Annotated in this window: 19 protein-coding genes and 1 tRNA gene; 6 read left to right on the top strand and 14 right to left on the bottom strand. The window is 66.3% G+C overall.

Annotation, left to right across the window (positions count from 1 at the left end; translation table 11 throughout):
• Nucleotides 1–62: 62 nt before the first annotated feature.
• Nucleotides 63–2,039: a methyl-accepting chemotaxis protein gene (locus O9320_03685; protein MCZ8309929.1), complete on the top strand. Its 1,977-nt coding sequence runs from the start codon at nt 63–65 to the stop codon at nt 2,037–2,039.
• On the opposite strand, the gene O9320_03680 is transcribed toward O9320_03685, so the two are convergent.
• The 4 genes from O9320_03680 to O9320_03665 are packed head-to-tail and all read right to left on the bottom strand — an operon-like array spanning nt 2,026 to nt 5,510.
• Nucleotides 2,026–2,616, bottom strand: a complete 591-nt coding sequence (locus O9320_03680; protein MCZ8309928.1) for an NUDIX hydrolase — start codon at nt 2,614–2,616, stop codon at nt 2,026–2,028. The two genes, O9320_03685 and O9320_03680, sit on opposite strands and share 14 nt — an antisense overlap.
• Nucleotides 2,613–3,338: a nucleotidyltransferase family protein gene (locus tag O9320_03675; GenBank protein MCZ8309927.1), complete on the bottom strand. Its 726-nt coding sequence runs from the start codon at nt 3,336–3,338 to the stop codon at nt 2,613–2,615. Before O9320_03675 ends, O9320_03680 begins: the two co-directional genes overlap by 4 nt.
• A 31-nt stretch (nt 3,339–3,369) precedes the next feature.
• Nucleotides 3,370–4,794, bottom strand: coding sequence for an ATP-binding protein (locus O9320_03670; GenBank protein ID MCZ8309926.1), 1,425 nt, complete (start codon nt 4,792–4,794; stop codon nt 3,370–3,372).
• Nucleotides 4,791–5,510, bottom strand: coding sequence for a response regulator (locus O9320_03665; GenBank protein MCZ8309925.1), 720 nt, complete (start codon nt 5,508–5,510; stop codon nt 4,791–4,793). Before O9320_03665 ends, O9320_03670 begins: the two co-directional genes overlap by 4 nt.
• A gap of 157 nt (nt 5,511–5,667) precedes the next feature.
• On the opposite strand from O9320_03665, the gene O9320_03660 reads away from it, so the two are divergent.
• From O9320_03660 to O9320_03645, 4 genes are all read left to right on the top strand, one after another.
• Nucleotides 5,668–6,153: a Spy/CpxP family protein refolding chaperone gene (locus O9320_03660; protein MCZ8309924.1), complete on the top strand. Its 486-nt coding sequence runs from the start codon at nt 5,668–5,670 to the stop codon at nt 6,151–6,153.
• 78 nt (nt 6,154–6,231) lie between these two features.
• Complete coding sequence (locus O9320_03655; GenBank protein ID MCZ8309923.1) at nt 6,232–6,654, top strand: hypothetical protein; 423 nt, start codon at nt 6,232–6,234, stop codon at nt 6,652–6,654.
• Nucleotides 6,655–6,786: 132 nt separating this feature from the next.
• The gene (locus tag O9320_03650; GenBank protein MCZ8309922.1) at nt 6,787–7,284 is read left to right on the top strand and encodes an Hsp20 family protein; all 498 of its coding nucleotides are present in this window, start codon (nt 6,787–6,789) and stop codon (nt 7,282–7,284) included.
• 1 nt (nt 7,285) lies between these two features.
• Nucleotides 7,286–7,522 carry a DUF1150 family protein gene (locus tag O9320_03645; protein MCZ8309921.1) on the top strand — a complete coding sequence of 79 codons (237 nt, stop codon included), beginning with the start codon at nt 7,286–7,288 and terminating at the stop codon, nt 7,520–7,522.
• Nucleotides 7,523–7,573: 51 nt separating this feature from the next.
• On the opposite strand, the gene ptsN is transcribed toward O9320_03645, so the two are convergent.
• From ptsN to O9320_03600, 9 genes are all read right to left on the bottom strand, one after another.
• The gene (gene ptsN, locus O9320_03640; protein ID MCZ8309920.1) at nt 7,574–8,038 is read right to left on the bottom strand and encodes a PTS IIA-like nitrogen regulatory protein PtsN; all 465 of its coding nucleotides are present in this window, start codon (nt 8,036–8,038) and stop codon (nt 7,574–7,576) included.
• Between the two features lie 19 nt (nt 8,039–8,057).
• Nucleotides 8,058–8,654: a ribosome-associated translation inhibitor RaiA gene (gene raiA, locus O9320_03635; protein ID MCZ8309919.1), complete on the bottom strand. Its 597-nt coding sequence runs from the start codon at nt 8,652–8,654 to the stop codon at nt 8,058–8,060.
• Nucleotides 8,655–8,888: 234 nt separating this feature from the next.
• Entirely contained in the window at nt 8,889–10,406 is a 1,518-nt protein-coding gene (gene rpoN, locus O9320_03630; GenBank protein ID MCZ8309918.1) for an RNA polymerase factor sigma-54, read from the bottom strand.
• Nucleotides 10,407–10,422: 16 nt separating this feature from the next.
• Nucleotides 10,423–11,238: an LPS export ABC transporter ATP-binding protein gene (gene lptB / locus O9320_03625; GenBank protein ID MCZ8309917.1), complete on the bottom strand. Its 816-nt coding sequence runs from the start codon at nt 11,236–11,238 to the stop codon at nt 10,423–10,425.
• Nucleotides 11,235–12,143: a hypothetical protein gene (locus O9320_03620; protein ID MCZ8309916.1), complete on the bottom strand. Its 909-nt coding sequence runs from the start codon at nt 12,141–12,143 to the stop codon at nt 11,235–11,237. Before O9320_03620 ends, lptB begins: the two co-directional genes overlap by 4 nt.
• Nucleotides 12,140–12,964, bottom strand: coding sequence for an LPS export ABC transporter periplasmic protein LptC (gene lptC, locus O9320_03615; protein ID MCZ8309915.1), 825 nt, complete (start codon nt 12,962–12,964; stop codon nt 12,140–12,142). The genes O9320_03620 and lptC overlap by 4 nt, the downstream gene beginning before the upstream one ends.
• Nucleotides 12,961–13,962 (bottom strand): KpsF/GutQ family sugar-phosphate isomerase, encoded by a 1,002-nt coding sequence (locus O9320_03610; GenBank protein MCZ8309914.1) that lies wholly within the window; start codon nt 13,960–13,962, stop codon nt 12,961–12,963. The genes lptC and O9320_03610 overlap by 4 nt, the downstream gene beginning before the upstream one ends.
• A gap of 153 nt (nt 13,963–14,115) precedes the next feature.
• The gene (locus tag O9320_03605; GenBank protein ID MCZ8309913.1) at nt 14,116–14,733 is read right to left on the bottom strand and encodes a ribonuclease D; all 618 of its coding nucleotides are present in this window, start codon (nt 14,731–14,733) and stop codon (nt 14,116–14,118) included.
• Between the two features lie 24 nt (nt 14,734–14,757).
• Nucleotides 14,758–14,844: transfer RNA gene (locus tag O9320_03600), tRNA-Leu, on the bottom strand.
• Between the two features lie 179 nt (nt 14,845–15,023).
• Here O9320_03600 and O9320_03595 point away from each other — a divergent pair.
• The gene (locus O9320_03595; protein ID MCZ8309912.1) at nt 15,024–15,983 is read left to right on the top strand and encodes a complex I NDUFA9 subunit family protein; all 960 of its coding nucleotides are present in this window, start codon (nt 15,024–15,026) and stop codon (nt 15,981–15,983) included.
• A 12-nt stretch (nt 15,984–15,995) separates the two neighbouring features.
• Here the strand turns inward: O9320_03595 and O9320_03590 are convergent, their stop codons facing one another.
• A complete protein-coding gene (locus O9320_03590; GenBank protein ID MCZ8309911.1) occupies nt 15,996–16,607 on the bottom strand; it encodes a cyclic nucleotide-binding domain-containing protein in 612 nt (203 codons plus the stop codon).
• Between the last annotated feature and the right edge of the window lie 37 nt (nt 16,608–16,644).

The raw sequence follows: 16,644 nt of genomic DNA, 5'->3' as shown, positions 1-16,644 counted from the left end.
GTAACTCGCTATATAAGCGGATCGAATACTGCCGAGCCGATAATAAACATGGGGACCGTACGATGAAAAACATTCCGATTGCGCCAAAAATCTACGCCGTGCTGTTGCTGCTGTCCTTTGTGGCCGCTGCATTGTCAGTCAGTGGGATCCGCGCGCTCTCGGACCTCAGAGACGATGTGAACAAAATCACCGGTGAGGCCACGCGCATTCTGCACGGGGGCCGGGGTACTGCAAATCTGCTTGCGTATGCCCGCGCGGTCGAGTTTTTGCCGATCGAATTGACTGCAGATTCGCGCACAAAAATGGAAGCATTGGTCGAGGACGAGCATCGTCGGTTTATCGCGCGGCTCGACCAGTTACAGCCGCTGCTCTTGTCGGAAGAGCTGCGGGCGGCAGTCACGCGCGCGCGCGCGATTTTGGCACGCCACAAGGCCCAGGCCGACACGATCAAAAGCCTGTCGCGCGACGGCAAGTTCGAGGAAGCCGGCAAGATTGCCTATGAGTTCAGCGGCCTGATCGACGAAATCCGCGCTCAAATTCGTCCGATCGAAGACCGAAGCCTGGCCGGATTTACTGCGGCCGCGAAAGCTGTTGAAGACAACTATCAGGGCGCCAAAACGTTTTCGATCAGCCTCACCGCAGGCGGCGTTCTGGGGGCATTGCTTCTGGGCACGGCGATTATCTTTATCGGCATTTTGATGCCGCTCAAGCGCGTCATGGCGGCGATGCGCGAGACGGCGGCGGGCAATTTGGACATCGCGATCCCGCACAAGGACCAGACCGAGGAAATCGGCAAACTCGCGACCGCCCTGCAAGTGTTCCAGGATGCCGGCAAAGAGAAACTGCGCCTGGAGGCCGAACAGAGGGCGGCAGCAGCCGAAGCCGAGCGCCAGAAAAAGCAGGCATTGCTCGACATGGCCGAAACGGTCGAGCGCGAAACCTCCGCTGCCGTCGAATCGATCGCGGCCACTACGCGCCAAGTCGACAATGCTGCGCAGGGCATGACGACCTTGGCGCAGGAAGTGTCGACCGACAGCCAGTCGGTTGCAGCGGCCTCCGAAGAAGCGCTCGTCAATGTGCAGACCGTGTCGTCGGCGGCCGAAGAATTGTCGGCCTCGATCCGCGAGATCTCGGGCCAGGTCGCGCGTGCGTCGAGTGTGACCAAGCACGCGGTCGCGAGCGGCGAGAAGGCGCAGGCGACGATCCGCTCGCTGTCGGACGCGGTCGCGAAAATTTCGGAAGTGACGAAGCTCATCGGCCAGATCGCAGGCCAAACCAACCTGCTCGCGCTCAACGCGACCATCGAAGCCGCGCGCGCGGGCGATGCCGGCAAGGGCTTTGCGGTCGTGGCCTCGGAGGTCAAGAACCTCGCCAACCAGACGGGTCGTTCGACCGAAGACATCGACCGTCAGGTCGGCGAGATCCAGGCCGCGACCGAAGCGGCCGTGGCAGCCGTCGCCGAAATCGGCGAGCGCATCCGCGAGGTGGACGAGGTCGCAAGCGCCATTGCGGCCGCCATGGAAGAGCAGGGGGCCGCCACGCAGGAGATCGCGCGCAATGTCGGCCAGACGGCCGAAGCCTCGCGCGAGGTCTCCTCGAAGATCCAGAACGTCAGCCGCGAAGCCGACTCGGTCGGCAACTCGGCGGCCGAAGTGCGCGCGGCGATCGCGTCGGTCACCAAAAACGTCGAGGGTCTGCGCCAGATCCTGGTGCGCGTGGTGCGCACCTCCACGCAAGACGCCAACCGGCGCAAGTTCCCGCGCTTTGCGATCCAGGCCAGCGTGGACGTCTACGACGGCAGCGGCGCGCGCATCGAGGGCACGCTGGTCGACGCTTCGGAAGGCGGGGCGCATGTGCGCACCAATCATGCGATGCGCAGCGGCGAGCGCGGCACTTTGCGTTTCGACGGGCTGTCGCAGACGCTGGCCTTTACCGTGCGCGAGCGCTTCAACGACCAGATCCATCTCGAGTTCGAAAAGCCGCCTGCCGACTACGCGCCGTGGCTCGGCCGCCGCAGCGCAGGTCTCAAGGCGCTTTAAGGGCGACCGAGCGGCGCGCGAGCAGCAGCAGGCTCAAAGCGTCGCGCATTTCGCCGGTCTGCCAGAGTTCGTCGGCCGCGGCGGCGTCGAAAAACGCCACGCGGCCGAGCCCGGCTTCGTCCGTTTCCAGCACATGGTCCGCAAGCGCGGTGCAATTGCGCGCGACATAGAGGGCTGCCCGCGTCGCCATGGCGGCGGGCTCCGCATGCACGCTGCCGAGCGACACGAGATCGCCTGCCGTGCAGGCAAGCCCCGTTTCCTCGGCGAGTTCGCGCAACGCCGCTGCGGCCGGATCTTCGCCCGCTTCTACGAAACCTTTGGCCGCTTCCCAACTCCAGCCGTCGATCGCGTGGCGCCAATTGCGCAGCAACGCGACGCGCCCGTCGGCCAGGATCGGCAAGACGGCCACCCCGCCGATCGCGTTGGCGGGAACCGCTTTGGCTTCGAGCACCAGATAGTCCGGCACCTGTGCGCCGCTTGCGTCGGCGATCGCGTCGGCGAACACGCGCCAGACGCGGTTCTCGAAAACCGCGCGCCGGCCGAGGCGGCGGATTGGCGGGACGTCGTCGGCGGTCACGGCGTTTCTTTCGCAACGATGGATGCGGCCGACTGCCAGCTTTCGGGCGTGCCGATATCGACGAAGCGCGCCGCACGGTCGAGATGCACGCCGAGTGTGCCCGGCGCAAGGGCCGCAAAAACGTCGCGCTCGAGCGAGCCCGGCCCTTGGGCGGCGATGCGGGCGAGCAAAGCTTGCGACAGCAGATACACGCCGGCATTGATCGCGGCGGGACCGGCGAAGCTTGCGTCTTTTTCGACGAAGGCCCGGAGCCTGCCGTCGGCGATGTCGAGGCGGCCGTAGCGTGCTGCGTCGGCGACTTCGACCGCCAGCAAGGTTGCAGGCGATCCGCTTCTTCGATGGGCGGCAAGCATCGGCGCAAGATCCGCGTCCACGAACGTGTCGCCGTTCACGACGAGGATGGGATCGCTGCGCAGCTTCGCGCGCGCAAAGCCGATCGCGCCGCCGGTGCCGAGCGGCTGCGGTTCGATGCTGGTCTCGAACGCGATGCCCGCGCGCGGATGGTCGGCCAGATGCGCTTCGAGCTGTTCGGCGCGATGGCCGAGCAGCAACACGATGCGCCGCGCCCCTTGGGCGCCGAGCCAATCGAGCAGATGTTCGACGAAGGGGCGCGCCGCCACGGGTGCGAGCGCTTTGGGCAGGCCGGGCACGGTCGCGGCAAGCCTTGTACCGAGCCCGCCGGCCAGGACCGCGACGTCGATCGCATCGAGCGCTTTTGCCATCGTTCCCGCGTACGACGAACGGCCGCCTACCTCAAGCGATTTTCGGTCCGGCGATTTTCGGCAGCGTGAGGCGCGCCTCGAGGCCTTTGGGCCTGCGATTGGCGAGCGTTACGTCGCCGCCATGCGCGCGGGCGACGTCGCGCGCGACCGCAAGCCCCAAGCCCGCCCCGCCGGTTTCGCGCGAGCGCGAGGCTTCGAGCCGCACGAAGGGGCGGAACACGTCTTCGAGCCGGTCGGCGGGAATGCCGGGTCCGTCGTCGCTGACGACGACGGCGATCGCGTCGGCCTCGACGCCGAGCCGTACGCGCGCCGGCCCGGCATAGGCGAGCGCGTTGTCGATGAGATTGGCGAGTGCGCGTTTGAGGGCACCCGCGCGGCCTTCGATGACGAGGCTCGCCGGGCCCTCGTATTCGACCGGCCGGTCCATGTCGATGCGCTCGTCCACGAGCGTCTGCACGAGGGCCGCAAGATCGAAACGCTCGGGCGCCGCTTCGAGCGCGTCGGCGCGCGCGAATGCGAGCGTCTCGCCGATCATGCGCTCCATCTCTTCGAGATCTCCGAGCGCTTTGGCGCGCTCGGACTCGTCGCCGATTCCCTCGGCTCGCAAGCGCAGTCTTGTGAGCGGCGTGCGCAGATCGTGGCTCACGGCGGCAAGCAGCTGCGTGCGGTCTTCGACATGGCGCACGAGCTGGCCGCGCATGCGCGCCAAGGCTTCGCCGATCGTGCGCACTTCGCGCGGCGCGTCTTTGGCGGCTTGCGTAAGCGGGGCGAGGCCCGCACCGGCGCGGGCGGCTTCGCGCGCGAGGGCTGCAAGCGGGCGCACGAGCCGGTGTGCGGCCCACCACGCGGCAAAAGCGCCCGCTGCGGCGGTTGCGGCAAGCCATGCCGCGAACACGATCCAGCCCCAGCCGATCTGCGCTTCTTTCGGGCGCACGACGAGCCAGGTGCCGTCGGGGCCGCGTACGGCGAGCACGAAACTGCCGGGCACCACGCCGCCGGTCCCTTCGTTCCAGACGGACGCTTCGTCGGGCACGCGGCGGATATAGCGGTCGGGCGCGTTCCACGCGCGGCCCGGTGCGAAGGCGACGAGATCCACCTCGACCCGGTAGCCCGGCGGCAGCCGCTCGGCGATGCCGCGCTGCAGGCGCCCACCCGGCCCGCGCGGCCGGCGCGGTTCGGCGTCGGTCTCGAAGGTCGGTTGCAACGCGAACGACAAATGTGCGACCTCGGGGCGCTCGCGCAAGGCGCGCGCGCGCTCGCCCGGCGGGCGCGTGAAGACCTCGCGCGCCACGTCCGACGTCGTATCGACGAGCCAGCGTGCCTGGAACACCTGCAACTCGTGCGGCCGCAGCAGCAAGGCGACGCCCACGGCGGCCAATTGCGCCAGCACCAGCCCGAGGATCGAGACGGCCGCAATGCGCGCGGCAATGCCGTCGAGCCAAGCGATGCGTTTCACGTGCCTGCCTCGACGTCGGCGGCGAACATGTAGCCGCCGTTGCGCACGGTGCGGATGATTTCGGGTTTGGTCGGATCGGGTTCGATCTTGCGGCGCAGGCGCATCACGGCCACGTCGATCGAACGGTCGAACAATTGCGCGGCTCGCCCGCGCGCCAGATCGAGCAGCTGCTCGCGGCTCAGCACGCGTTGCGGGCGCTCGAGAAAGGCCCACAGGAGATCGAATTCGGCGTCTGTCGTGGGCACGAGCGCCCCGTCGGGCCGGTGCAGTTCGCGGCGTGCGGCGTCCACGCGCCAGCCCGCAAAGCGGAAGCTGCGCGTCTTGGGCGCTTCGTCGCTGCGCTCGCCCGTGCGGCGCAGAATGGCGCGGATGCGCGCCACCAGCTCGCGCGGGCTGAAAGGTTTGGCGAGATAGTCGTCCGCACCCATCTCGAGCCCGACGATGCGGTCGATCTCGCCGCCGCGCGCGGTCAGCATCAGGATCGGCACGTCGCTTGTTGCGCGCATGCGGCGCGCGATCGAAAGCCCGTCTTCGCCGGGCAGCATCAAATCGAGCACCACGAGATCGAAGCGCCCGGCCGCGAGGGCGGCGTCGGCTTCGCGCGCATCGCCGACGGCCGTGGCGCGCAGGCCGTTCTCGGTCAGCAGCCGCACGATGAGGCGTCTTATCTCGCGGTCGTCGTCGACGATCAGAATATGGGCGGTGCGCATGTTCATGACGGGTATAAGTCTAGCCGCGTCGAGGCGTGCCGCCTACGGCCTGCGGTGTAACGCCGGGTTACACGATGAAACGCCACAGTCATCGCCGCAGCGCGCATCTCTGCGACAAGGATCGCGTCGAAACCCGACACGATCCAACCAGGAGATTTCCCCCATGAAGACTCGCATCGTTGCAGCCCTCGCTTTGTCGCTTGTCGCCGGTGCGGCCCTCGCCCAGGACCGTCCCGCACGCGAGCACGATCGCCGCCCCGACCACATGTCGGACCGGTCGCAAGGCATGCTCGACCGCATGTGCCGCGACGGGGATGCGCGGCTCGCCAGCCGCCTTTCCTATACGGAAGCCAAGGTGAAGCCGACATCCGAGCAGCGTGCGGCGTGGGACGCGTTCGCGCGCGACGCGCGTGCGGCGGCCGAGCCCATTAAGCGCCTGTGCGCTACCCCGACGGCGGCCGCTCCGGCCAACGACGCGGCGGCAAGCCTGGCGCGCCGCGAAACCGTCATGGCTGCCATGCTTGAGGGGATGAAGACGATCCGCCCGGCCCTCGAGCGGCTGCAACTGGCCCTCAACGACCAGCAGAAAGCCGCCCTTGCCGAAACGTTCGAGCATCGCGGGCGCGGCCACGGGCACGGCATGCGGTAGAGGCGGCGACCGGGCCTGCATTTGCTTGTCGGGGTCGGGGCGTATACTTTTTGGGGTCTCGAGTCGAACTCCAGGAAGATGAAAAGCCCCGACCCCAAAGCCGACATGTATCTGGCCAAGGCCAAACGCTTCCGCCAGCGTGCGGCAGGGTTTCGCCATACCCTCAAGCGCGACGATCTGATGCGCGCACACCGGCTCGAACTCGAACAAATGGTCGTCAATCTCGAAGGGGCGGCCAAACAGCTCGAGCGCATGGCCGGCGGCGCCGACTTCCAGATGGAGGCCGAGCTTGATCGCGTGCGCGCGGTCCGCGACGGCGCGCCGGTACCGTCGACTGCCGCCACGCAGCGCTTTTTTGCCGCCGCCGACAATGTCGCGCGGAACCGGACTGTAAATCACCTGGGCAAAAAACCGGGTGCTGCACCGGTCCCGGCGACCAAGCCCGCCCCCGGCCGAATGGCGCCGCGTTCGGCCAAATATTCGCGCCGCCCGGGCACCTGACCGGGCAGCTGAAGCGCCCCCTCTTGATGAGGGCGCGTGCGCTTGCCATATTGATTGCAAGGCGTCGATGCCCGTGCTTCAGGGGTCGGCGCCGACCGTAACTTGGCATTGCTCGTTGGGAGGGTGCCGCCGATGACGCGTTTGTCGCTGTTCAACAATCCGCTGCTGCTTGGATTCGACGAATTCGAGCGCACGATCGACCGCATTGCCAAACATGCGGCCGAAGGCTATCCGCCCTACAATATCGAGCAGATCGGCGAAAACGGTCTGCGCATCACGCTCGCCGTCGCCGGCTTCGGGCTCGACGATCTGTCGATCACGGTCGAGAACAACCAGCTTGCGATCCGCGGCAAGCAGACCGACGAGCAGGGCCGCGTCTATATCCATCGCGGCATCGCCGCCCGCCAATTCCAGCGCAGTTTCGTGCTTGCCGACGGCATCGAAGTGACGGGCTCCACGCTCGACAATGGCCTCTTGCACATCGACCTGATGCGCCCCTTGGCCGAGCCCAAAGCGCGCTCGATCCCCATTCGCAGCGGTGCCAACGCCGCGAAGAACAAGACGATCGACGTGGGCGCAGCCCGCCTCGACGACCAAGCGGCAACCCCAGCCGCGAGCAAGGAGCGTTGATATGAACCAATCCACCGCCGGTTCCGAACCCATGTCGGCCGAAGCTTTTGCCGCATTGGGTGTGCAGGGTGTCGCCTATGTGCGGCGCCTTGTCGAGACGTTGCCCGGCGAATCAGCTCCGCGCCCGATCTATGCGATTTTTGCCGCCGACGGCGAGCGCATCGGCACAGCCCCCGACCGCGATCTGGCGTTTGCCGCCATTCGCCAGCACGAACTCGAGCCGCGCGACGCAATGTAAGTGTTGGTTCGGCGCGCGGCCGTCAGGCCGCGTGACTGGCCCCAGCGGCCGTCAGGCCGCGTGGCTGGCAGCGTGTTCGGTCAAAAGCGCGTAGAGCGCGTCGGCGCGGTCCGAGCCGCGCAGTTTTTCGCACATGCGCCGGTCGCGCAGCAGCCGCGAGACGCGGGCGAGCGCCTTCAGATGGTCCGCACCCGCACCCTCGGGTGCGAGCAGCATGAAAATGAGATCGACCGGCTGCTCGTCGATCGCTTCGAAATCGACCGGCTTTTCCAGGCGCGCGAACACGCCGTAGAGGCGCTTCAAGCCCGCAAGCTTGCCGTGCGGGATCGCGATGCCGTTGCCCACGCCCGTGGTGCCGAGCCGTTCGCGCTCGAGCACAACGTCGAGGATCAGGCGTTCTTCGACCGAGGAAAGCTCGGCCGCCTTGCGCGCAATCTCGTGCAGCACCTGCTTTTTGTTGGTGGCGCGAACCGAGGCGAGGACCGCTTCGGGGGCGAGAAATTCGGTGAGTTCCATGGAGGGCATTGGCGGGCGCCTAGCGTTTGGCCGAGGTGGCGGATTGCGCGCCCGGATCGATCCAACCGATCGCTCCGTCCGCGCGCCGATAGACGACGTTGAATTGGCCGTTGGCGCTGTTGCGGAACATCAGCACCGGTTTCTGGCCGAGATCGAGGCGTGCGACCGCTTCGCCCACGCTGTGCGTGCCGATGTCGGTCGTCATTTCCGCAACGATGGGGGCGGCGAGCTGCGCTTGGTCGAGCGTTTCGGCTTCCGTTTCGATCACGGCATAGCGGGCGGCTTCGAATACGCCGTCGTCGGCGTCCGCACCCTTGCCGCGCTTGCGGTCCTTGATGCGGCCCTTGTGGCGCTTCAGGCGATGGTCGAGCCGTTCGACCGCACCGTCGAAGGCGGCATAGGGGTCGCTTGCTTCGTGGTGGCTCTGCAGCGTCATGCCGCGGCGCACATGCACCGAAATGTCGGCGCGGAAGATATGGCGCTGGCGTTCGAACACGACCTTGCCTTCGAGGGCGCGGCCGAAATAGCGATCGACCGCCGCTTGGAGAATCTTGCCGACATGGTTGCGCAACGAATCGCCGACATCGAGGCGCTTGCCGCTTACTGACAACTGCATGATTGGGGTCGTTTTCCGGTTGAGTGTGCGACGTAAAGACACGGGCTGCGGGCCGCGCCGTCCGGCCCTTCTTTCCGCAATTGCCGGGGAACATAGGTGGCCATTGCAAGGCTCGTCAAGTCGGCTGCAAGGCTCGTCAAGTCGGGGGCGACGCGATGGTTGCGCATTTTTTTCCACCCTTTGGCCGAGCCTGCGCCCGGGTCCTGCAAGGGTCAAGCGTTTTCCCTTAAGCGACTAGAAACCCGACGCTTTTTCGCGTCTGCGCTGGACCGACGAAGCGATGTTCATCGCCTCGCGATACTTGGCGACCGTACGTCTTGCAATGTCGATGCCGCTGGCTTTGAGCAGCTCGACGATGCGGTCGTCGGACAGGATCTCCGTTGCGGTCTCGGCATCGATCAGGCCGCGGATATGGTCGCGCACGGCCTCGGCCGAATGCGCGTCGCCCCCGCCCGAGGCCGGGATCGCCGAGGTGAAAAAATATTTGAGTTCGAAGATGCCGTGCGGGGTCGCGATGAACTTGTTGGTCGTGACCCGGCTCACGGTCGATTCGTGCATGTCGATGGCGGCCGCGATGTCGCGCAGCACGAGCGGCTTCAGATGGCGCACGCCGCCGCGGAAGAACCCGTCCTGCTGGCGCACGATCTCGACCGACACTTTGAGAATCGTCTGCGCGCGCTGGTGCAGCGATTTGACGAGCCAGTTGGCCGCATGCAGCCGCTCGGCGACGAATTCCTTTTCCTGCTTGGTGCGCACGGCCCCGTGCACGCGCGCGTGATAGCGCGTGTTGACAAGCACGCGCGGCAGCGTTTCCTGGTTGAGCTCGATGATCCAGCTGCGGTCGGCGGCCAGGCGCATCAAAACGTCGGGCACGATCGGGCTTGCAAGTGCCCGGTCGAAGGCGAGCCCTGGCTTGGGGTCGAGGCTGCGCAGCTCGGCCACCATGTCCTGCAGATCTTCGTTGTCGCAGGCGCACAGACGCTGCAGCGTGGCGACGTCGCGCTTGGCCAGCAGATCGAGATTTTCGAGCAGCTTTTCCATGCACGGGTCGAGACGGTTGCGCTCGGCCAATTGCAGGGCCAAGCACTCTTTGAGGCTGCGCGCGAAGATGCCGGGCGGATCGAAGCGCTGGCAGCGCTTCAACACGCGTTCGATCTCCGCCTCGTCGATGTCGAGCTTGGCAGCAAGCTCGCCGAGCGGCGCTGTCAAGTAGCCGCAATCGTCGATGAGATCGACGAGGCGGGCCGCGATGATGCGGTCGACGGGCTCGGCGAAATCGACTCCCGCTTGCGCCAGCAGATGTTCGCGCAGCGAAACCGGGCGTGCCAGTGTCTGTTCGAGGCCGAATTCCGAATCCTCGAAATCCGAGCGCCCGCCGGTCCCCTTCCATTCGCCGAGGAACTCGCCTTCGCCCTGCGGCTCGTCGGCACCCTTGCTGAAATTGTTGTCGTAGTCGATGTCGAGCGGGGCTTCGTTCGACTGGGCCGCACCCGCCACCGGATCGAGCAGCGAGGTTTCGGCGTCGGCACGCGCCAGATCGGGCGCTTCGCCGCGGTCGACGATTTCGGCGGCTCCGCTTTCGGCACCCGGCTCGTCGCGCTCGAGCAGCGGATTTTGCGCAAGCTCCTCTTCGACGAATTGGGCGACTTCCAGATTGGAGAGCTGCAGAAGCTTGATCGCCTGCTGCAGCTGCGGCGTCATCACGAGCTGCTGCGTCTGGCGCAGGTCGAGGCGCGGGGCAAGACGGTTCATGTTTGCCCTCCGCGCGTCATAGCGAGAACCGCTCGCCGAGATAGACGCGCCGTACGTCGCGCGAGGCGACGATCGCGTCGGGCGTACCTTCCATCAGCACGTGGCCGTCGTGCAGGATGTAGGCGCGATCGACGATCTCCAGCGTTTCGCGCACATTGTGGTCGGTGATCAGCACGCCGATGCCACGATCTTTCAAGTGGCGCACGAGATCGCGGATGTCGCCGACCGCAATCGGGTCGATGCCCGCGAGCGGTTCGTCGAGCAGCACGAAATGCGGCTGCGAGGCGAGGGCGCGCGCGATTTCCACGCGCCGCCGCTCGCCGCCCGACAGCGCCATCGCGGGCGCTTGGCGTAGATGCGAAATCGAAAACTCGGCCAGCAGTTCGTCGAGCACCGCCTCGCGCCTTGCGGTGTCGCTTTCGATGAGCTCGAGGACGGCGCGGATATTCTGCTCGACCGTGAGGCCGCGGAAGATCGAGGTTTCCTGCGGCAGATAGCCGATGCCCAAGCGCGCGCGCCGGTACATCGGCAGGCTCGTGATGTCGGCGCCGTCGAGCCGGATCGAGCCGAAATCGGGCGCGATCAAACCCGTGATCATGTAGAAGCACGTGGTTTTGCCGGCCCCGTTGGGCCCAAGCAGGCCGACCGCTTCGCCGCGCTGCACGCTCAGCGTCACTTCGCGCACCACCGGCCGGCCTTTGTAGCGTTTGCCGAGCTTGTGCGCGACGAGGCCCGGATTGTCCGCTACGACCCGCAATTCCGGCGCATCGCCGGTCGCCGCTGAAGCGGAGGGGGCTTGCGCCGTGCGCACGGGATAGGGCCGGTCGTTCATGGCCGCGCCTGCTGCGGAATGAGCAGGCCGCGCACGCGCCCGTCGCCCGATCCGGGCGCACTCAGCAGGCGCGAGATGCCGGTATTCATGTTCACTTCGCCGAAATCGCCGGCCATCTGGTTGTCGCCGCGCGTGAGGCGCACATTGCCGGCGAGCTGCGCAATGCTCGTCTGCATGTTGTAGACGCCGCGATCGCCGCGCGCGATTTCGGTCGGCGTGGAAACGTGCACGTTGCCGAACGCCTCGACGCGCTGCAGACGCGCATCGTTGCCGCCCGGCGCGTTACCTGTGGCCGGGCGCTGGCCGCTGCGCGCATTCTGCTGCCCGCGTGCCGGTGCGGCCGCTGTTCGCGCTTGCGGCTGTTGTTGCACGAAGTGCGCCGTCATTACGTCGGCCGTCATGCGCCGTTCGCCCGACACGATCATCGCGTTGCCGCGTGCGACCGCAATCTCGCGCGCGGCCCAGTATTCGAGCGTGTCGCGCGCGGTCAGCGTGTCGGTGGGCGTGGTGAGCCTGAGGGCGCGACCCGTCACGACCACAACTTCGCTGTCGACGTCGAAGATGCCGCGATCGCCCTCGACCTTCTGGGTGGGCGTTTCGAAGCGCACATTGCCGATCGCTTCGTAGCGGAAGATTTCGGTGCCGCCGGTGGCCGCTTCGCGATACCACGCGACGAGCCGATCGCCATAGACGCTCGTGTCGCCCTGGCGTGCGGCGGCATTGCCGGTCGCGACATAGCGCTTGGCATCGCGGTCCCATTCGATGCCGTTGCTGGCCGTGATCTCGATGGGCGTTCCCGAGCCGCCGCGCCCGAGATCGATCGCCTGGCTCCAGGCGGCCGCACCCCAGGTGCTGCATACGGCCGACAAGACGACCAAGAAAGAGAGGCGCAAAAAACCGCTCATCGGCGCGGCGCCGGGGTTGGCGGCGGCGGGACGGCCGCTTGCGCGCGGGGCGTCGTGCTGGTCGAGGCGGGTGTGGCGCGCGGCGTGGGGAACAGCAGCACGCGCGCTTGGCCCGTGACTTCGACGCGGGCCCCGCGATCGTCGATGCGGAAGCCGGACCCGTCGAGCTGCGAGTTGGGGCCTTGCGCACGCACGGGCGCATCGCCTTGCGCAGTGCCGCGGTCGAGATCGATGCGCGCGCGGTCGGTCGAAATCTCGTAGCCGCCGTCGTGGAACAACGTGACCCCGCCCCACAATTCGAGCGCCTTGTCGGGCTGGTGGTAGAGCCCGTGCTCGGCCGTCATCGCAAGCCACGTGCCCGAATTCATCGCAATGTCGCCTTGCGGATCTTTGAGGTCGGTCGAATCGGACGAGCCTTTGGCTTGCGTCGCTTGTTCGGCGACGATCGTGTAAGGCTGGTTGCGGTCGTCGACGCCGACATAGCGCGGCTGCACCATGCGCAGATTTTCGAGGTCCTCGATCGACACCTGCACGGGCGTAAGGCGAAAGCGCGCGTCGATCGGATTAAGCTGTGGCCACAGCAGCACCAGGGCCGCGATCCCGAGGGCTGCGGCCGGCAGTGTGAATTTGAGCAAGCCCACGATCTGGCTGTAGAGCGGGCTGTACACGCGTGGGCCGCCCGGCGTGAGGCCCGCGAGCCGGGCGCGCGGCGGCGGAACCGCTTGGGTCTCCGACGCGACTGGCACGGGTACCGGCGGGGGCGGCAAATCGACGAGCCCGATTTCGGGCTGGGGCGGGCGCGGCGTTGCACGCGGAATCATGCGACACCTGCGCGCAGCAGATCGTGGATATGCAGGATGCCGACTGGACGGCGCTGGCCGTCTTGCGTTTCGCAGGCGAACAGCGCCGTGATCTGGTGCGCGTTCATCAGCGCCAGCGCCTCGGCGGCGAGCGTGTCGGGGGCGACCGCGCGCGGATTGCGCGTCATCACTGCTTCGACCGGCCGGTCGAGCAGGTCGGGCGCCATGTGGCGGCGCAAATCGCCGTCGGTGACGATGCCGGCAAGCCAGCCTTGCGCGTCGACCACGGCCACGCAGCCGAAGCGCTTGGCCGTCATCTTGATCAGCACGTCGGCCATTTTCTGGCCAGGGCTCGCGAGCGGCAAATCGGTGTGCATGAGATCGCCCACCTTCGCGAGCCGCGCACCCAAAGCGCCGCGCGGATGGAATTCGCGGAAGTGTGCTGCCGTAAAGCCGCGCCGCTCCATGAGGGCCACCGCGATCGCGTCGCCGAGGGCGAGCTGCATCGTCGTCGAGGTCGTGGGGGCAAGACCCACCGGGCACGCTTCTTCGGCCGCCGGCAGCAGCAGCACGATGTCGGCAGCATTCGCCAGGGCCGATTTCTCGCGCGCGGTGATGGCGATCAGCGGGATCGCAAAGCGGCGCGAATAGCCCACAAGATCGGTCATCTCGACGGTTTCGCCAGAATTGGACAGGGCCAAAACGACGTCGGCGGGCGTGATCATGCCAAGATCGCCGTGGCTTGCTTCGGCTGGGTGCACGAACTGGGCAGGCGTGCCGGTCGAGGCCAAGGTCGCGGCAATCTTGCGCGCGACATGGCCCGATTTGCCCATGCCCGACACGATCACGCGGCCGGGGGCCGTGACGATGCGGTCGATCGCCGCGATGAAATTCGCGTCGAGGCTTGCTTCCAGCGCTTCAAGCCCGGCACGCTCGACCGCAATCGCACGTCGCGCCACCGCGAGGTCGCGCGCCGAGGCCGGATTTGCCACAGTCGATATGGCTTTCAGCGTTGTCATTGGCCGGGAGGGCCTCCCATCGCAAGGCAAGAACTATGCCTGTTTTGGAGGCACGAAGTCAATGTCTCTAAGTAAATGTTTTGTAAAGAAAAATTGCAGCGTGTGGGGGCAAGTCAAGTTTTATGCTGCGCTGCAGCAACACGGGGCCACACGTCAATGCGCGAAGATGTCTTCTTCGCCCCAGCCCAGCAGATCGAGATCGGCGCGGGTCCCCAGAAAATCAAAACAGGCTTGCGCCAGATGCGTGCGGCCTTCGCGCGCGAGCATGTCGTCGAGCTTGGCTTTGAGCGCGTGCAGATAGAGCACGTCGGATGCCGCATAATTGAGCTGCGCTTGGGTGAGTTCCGCCGCCCCCCAATCCGAGGATTGATGCTCTTTGGACAATTCCTTGCCGATCAGATCGCGGCACAGATCCTTGAGGCCGTGCCGGTCGGTGAAGGTGCGCACCAAGCGCGAGGCGATTTTGGTGCAGTAGATGGGGGCCACGCGCACGCCAAGATATTTGGCGCACATGGCCACGTCGAAGCGCGCGAAGTGGAAGATTTTGAGCGTCGCCGGATCGGTCAGCAGCGCCTTGAGATTGGGAGCGTCGTAGGTACCTTTGGCAAAACGCACGCAATGCGCCGTTCCGTCGCCGCCCGACAATTGCACCACGCACAGTCGGTCGCGCTCGGGGCGCAGGCCCATGGTCTCGGAATCGATCGCGATCGACGCGCCGAATTTGAGCCCGTCGGGGAGGTCGCCTTGATGCAGATGGACGGTCGTTGCCATTTGACCCTGTTCGAAGGGGAGAGTTGGTGCCCGAGAGAAGACTCGAACTTCCACGACCTTACGGCCACTAGAACCTGAATCTAGCGCGTCTACCAATTCCGCCACCCGGGCACCGGGTCTCGTGCGCAAGGCCGCGTCTTTACGCCGAAGAACGGGCCGAAGTCAAATGCTCCTTGCGCGGTTGCGCCGTCGGCACCCGGGCCGGGACTTGACGCGCGCCGGGCTTGGCTCTATCGCCATGGGATCTGGCATTTCAAGCGCCATTGCGGAAGTGATAGGGGGCCAAGCACATGGGGGCAGGGATCGGACCGGTTCGGCGCGCAACGGTGTTCGGGGCTTCGGGCTTCATCGGGCGCTATGTGGTGCGGCGCTTGGCACAGCAAGGCTATGTCGTGCGCGCCTGCATGCGCGATCCCGTCGCGGGCGCCTTCCTCAAGACCATGGGTGCTGTCGGGCAGATCGCCCCGCTGCGCGTCAATTTGACCGACAGCGACGAAGCGCTTGCGTCGGCGGTGCAAGGGGCCGATGCGGTCGTCAATCTTGTCGGCATTCTCGCCCAAAGCGGCAGTCAGAGCTTCCAAGCCCTGCAGGCCGACGGGGCGGCACGTTTGGCGAAAGCCGCGTTTGCGGCAGGGGCGACGTCGTTTGTGCAAGTCTCGGCCCTCGGTGCCGATGCCGCCTCCAAATCCGAATATGCGCGCAGCAAGGCTGCGGGCGAAGCAGGCGTGCGCGCAGCGTTCCCGAATGCCACGATCATCCGCCCGTCGATCGTGATCGGTGCCGAAGACGGTTTCTTCAATCGCTTTGCGCAGATGGCGGCCTGGTCGCCGGCCTTGCCGCTGATCGGCGGCGGGCACACGAAGTTCCAGCCCGTCTATGTCGACGATGTGGCGGCCGCAATCGAGCGCGCGATCGCTTACGACAGCGCCAAGGGTCAGATCTTTGAGGCGGTCGGCCCCACGGTCTACACCTTCCGCGAACTCATGGAGTTTCTGCTGAAGACGATCGGCAAACATCGCGGCCTCGTGCCCATCGCGTGGCCGATCGCGGAAATCCAGGGCACGCTGATGGGCATGCTGCCGATCAAGCTCCTCACGCGCGACCAGGTGGAATTGCTCAAGACCGACAATATCGGCACAGGTGCGCAAGGCCTCGAAGCTTTGTGCATTCAGCCTGCCGCCATGGAAGCAGTCGCCCCCGTTTATCTTGCCGCCTACCGCAAAGGCGGGCGCTTCGCCGCACCCGCTTAGGCGCTGCCTCTTTTAAGCGCTGTCCGCGATCCGCTGCTCGAGACGTTCGACGTCGTCCGATAGGCGGCGTGCGACGAGCTTCAACAGCTCGAACCCGAAAGTCGGGTTCTGCAGGGCCGTCAGCTCCATGTCGCGTTTGGTCATGCGCGCAAGCGTCACGTTCGATTTGGCGCGCGCGGTCGCCGTGCGTTTGTGCGAGGGCACCACGAGCGCGACCTCGCCCAGCACCGAGCCTGCGCCCAGAATCTTGCCGAGCTCGACGATTTCGATCTCGCCTTCGACGATCAGATACATCTCTGCCCCGGCGTCGCCGCGTTTGAACAGGATCTGGCCCGGTGCCAGCGTCTCGCGATTGACGAACGCGAACAGGGCGGCGGGCGAGGGCGTTTCGTCCGACGTCAACCGCTCGAGCGTGGCGCGCGCCTGGGCGTAGCGCCACACATGCACGAGCATCACCAAGCCTGCGCCGATCCACAGCCAGGCAAGACCTTCGGCATAACCCGCCGCCATCGTCGCGATGCAGGCGGCCATTGCCGCGAGCCGCAACGACGGCATGGTCTGCAGAAAGGCGGCGACAAGCGCCAGGCACAAAGCGGCTTGCCCGAGAAACAGCGTGGATTCCATCGTCGTGTGTCCGGCTCTATTGTCAGGTGTCGCGATT

This window comes from Magnetospirillum sp. (assembly GCA_027532905.1).
Classification (GTDB): Bacteria; Pseudomonadota; Alphaproteobacteria; order CACIAM-22H2; family CACIAM-22H2; genus Tagaea.
Note: the sequence above shows the minus strand (reverse complement) of the source record. Positions and strands in the feature narration are given on the sequence as shown.

Excerpts from the sequence above, each read along its gene's own strand:
- ptsN (MCZ8309920.1), bottom strand. The coding sequence starts at position 8,038 with ATGGAACTCACCGAATTTCTCGCCCCCGAAGCGGTCCTCGCCTCGGTT.
- raiA (MCZ8309919.1), bottom strand. The coding sequence starts at position 8,654 with ATGCAGTTGTCAGTAAGCGGCAAGCGCCTCGATGTCGGCGATTCGTTG.
- O9320_03610 (MCZ8309914.1), bottom strand. The coding sequence starts at position 13,962 with ATGACAACGCTGAAAGCCATATCGACTGTGGCAAATCCGGCCTCGGCG.
- O9320_03645 (MCZ8309921.1), top strand. The coding sequence starts at position 7,286 with ATGAACCAATCCACCGCCGGTTCCGAACCCATGTCGGCCGAAGCTTTT.
- O9320_03590 (MCZ8309911.1), bottom strand. The coding sequence starts at position 16,607 with ATGGAATCCACGCTGTTTCTCGGGCAAGCCGCTTTGTGCCTGGCGCTT.
- O9320_03675 (MCZ8309927.1), bottom strand. The coding sequence starts at position 3,338 with ATGGCAAAAGCGCTCGATGCGATCGACGTCGCGGTCCTGGCCGGCGGG.
- O9320_03660 (MCZ8309924.1), top strand. The coding sequence starts at position 5,668 with ATGAAGACTCGCATCGTTGCAGCCCTCGCTTTGTCGCTTGTCGCCGGT.
- O9320_03650 (MCZ8309922.1), top strand. The coding sequence starts at position 6,787 with ATGACGCGTTTGTCGCTGTTCAACAATCCGCTGCTGCTTGGATTCGAC.
- rpoN (MCZ8309918.1), bottom strand. The coding sequence starts at position 10,406 with ATGAACCGTCTTGCCCCGCGCCTCGACCTGCGCCAGACGCAGCAGCTC.
- O9320_03605 (MCZ8309913.1), bottom strand. The coding sequence starts at position 14,733 with ATGGCAACGACCGTCCATCTGCATCAAGGCGACCTCCCCGACGGGCTC.
- O9320_03595 (MCZ8309912.1), top strand. The coding sequence starts at position 15,024 with ATGGGGGCAGGGATCGGACCGGTTCGGCGCGCAACGGTGTTCGGGGCT.
- O9320_03655 (MCZ8309923.1), top strand. The coding sequence starts at position 6,232 with ATGAAAAGCCCCGACCCCAAAGCCGACATGTATCTGGCCAAGGCCAAA.
- O9320_03620 (MCZ8309916.1), bottom strand. The coding sequence starts at position 12,143 with ATGAGCGGTTTTTTGCGCCTCTCTTTCTTGGTCGTCTTGTCGGCCGTA.
- O9320_03685 (MCZ8309929.1), top strand. The coding sequence starts at position 63 with ATGAAAAACATTCCGATTGCGCCAAAAATCTACGCCGTGCTGTTGCTG.
- O9320_03665 (MCZ8309925.1), bottom strand. The coding sequence starts at position 5,510 with ATGAACATGCGCACCGCCCATATTCTGATCGTCGACGACGACCGCGAG.
- lptC (MCZ8309915.1), bottom strand. The coding sequence starts at position 12,964 with ATGATTCCGCGTGCAACGCCGCGCCCGCCCCAGCCCGAAATCGGGCTC.
- lptB (MCZ8309917.1), bottom strand. The coding sequence starts at position 11,238 with ATGAACGACCGGCCCTATCCCGTGCGCACGGCGCAAGCCCCCTCCGCT.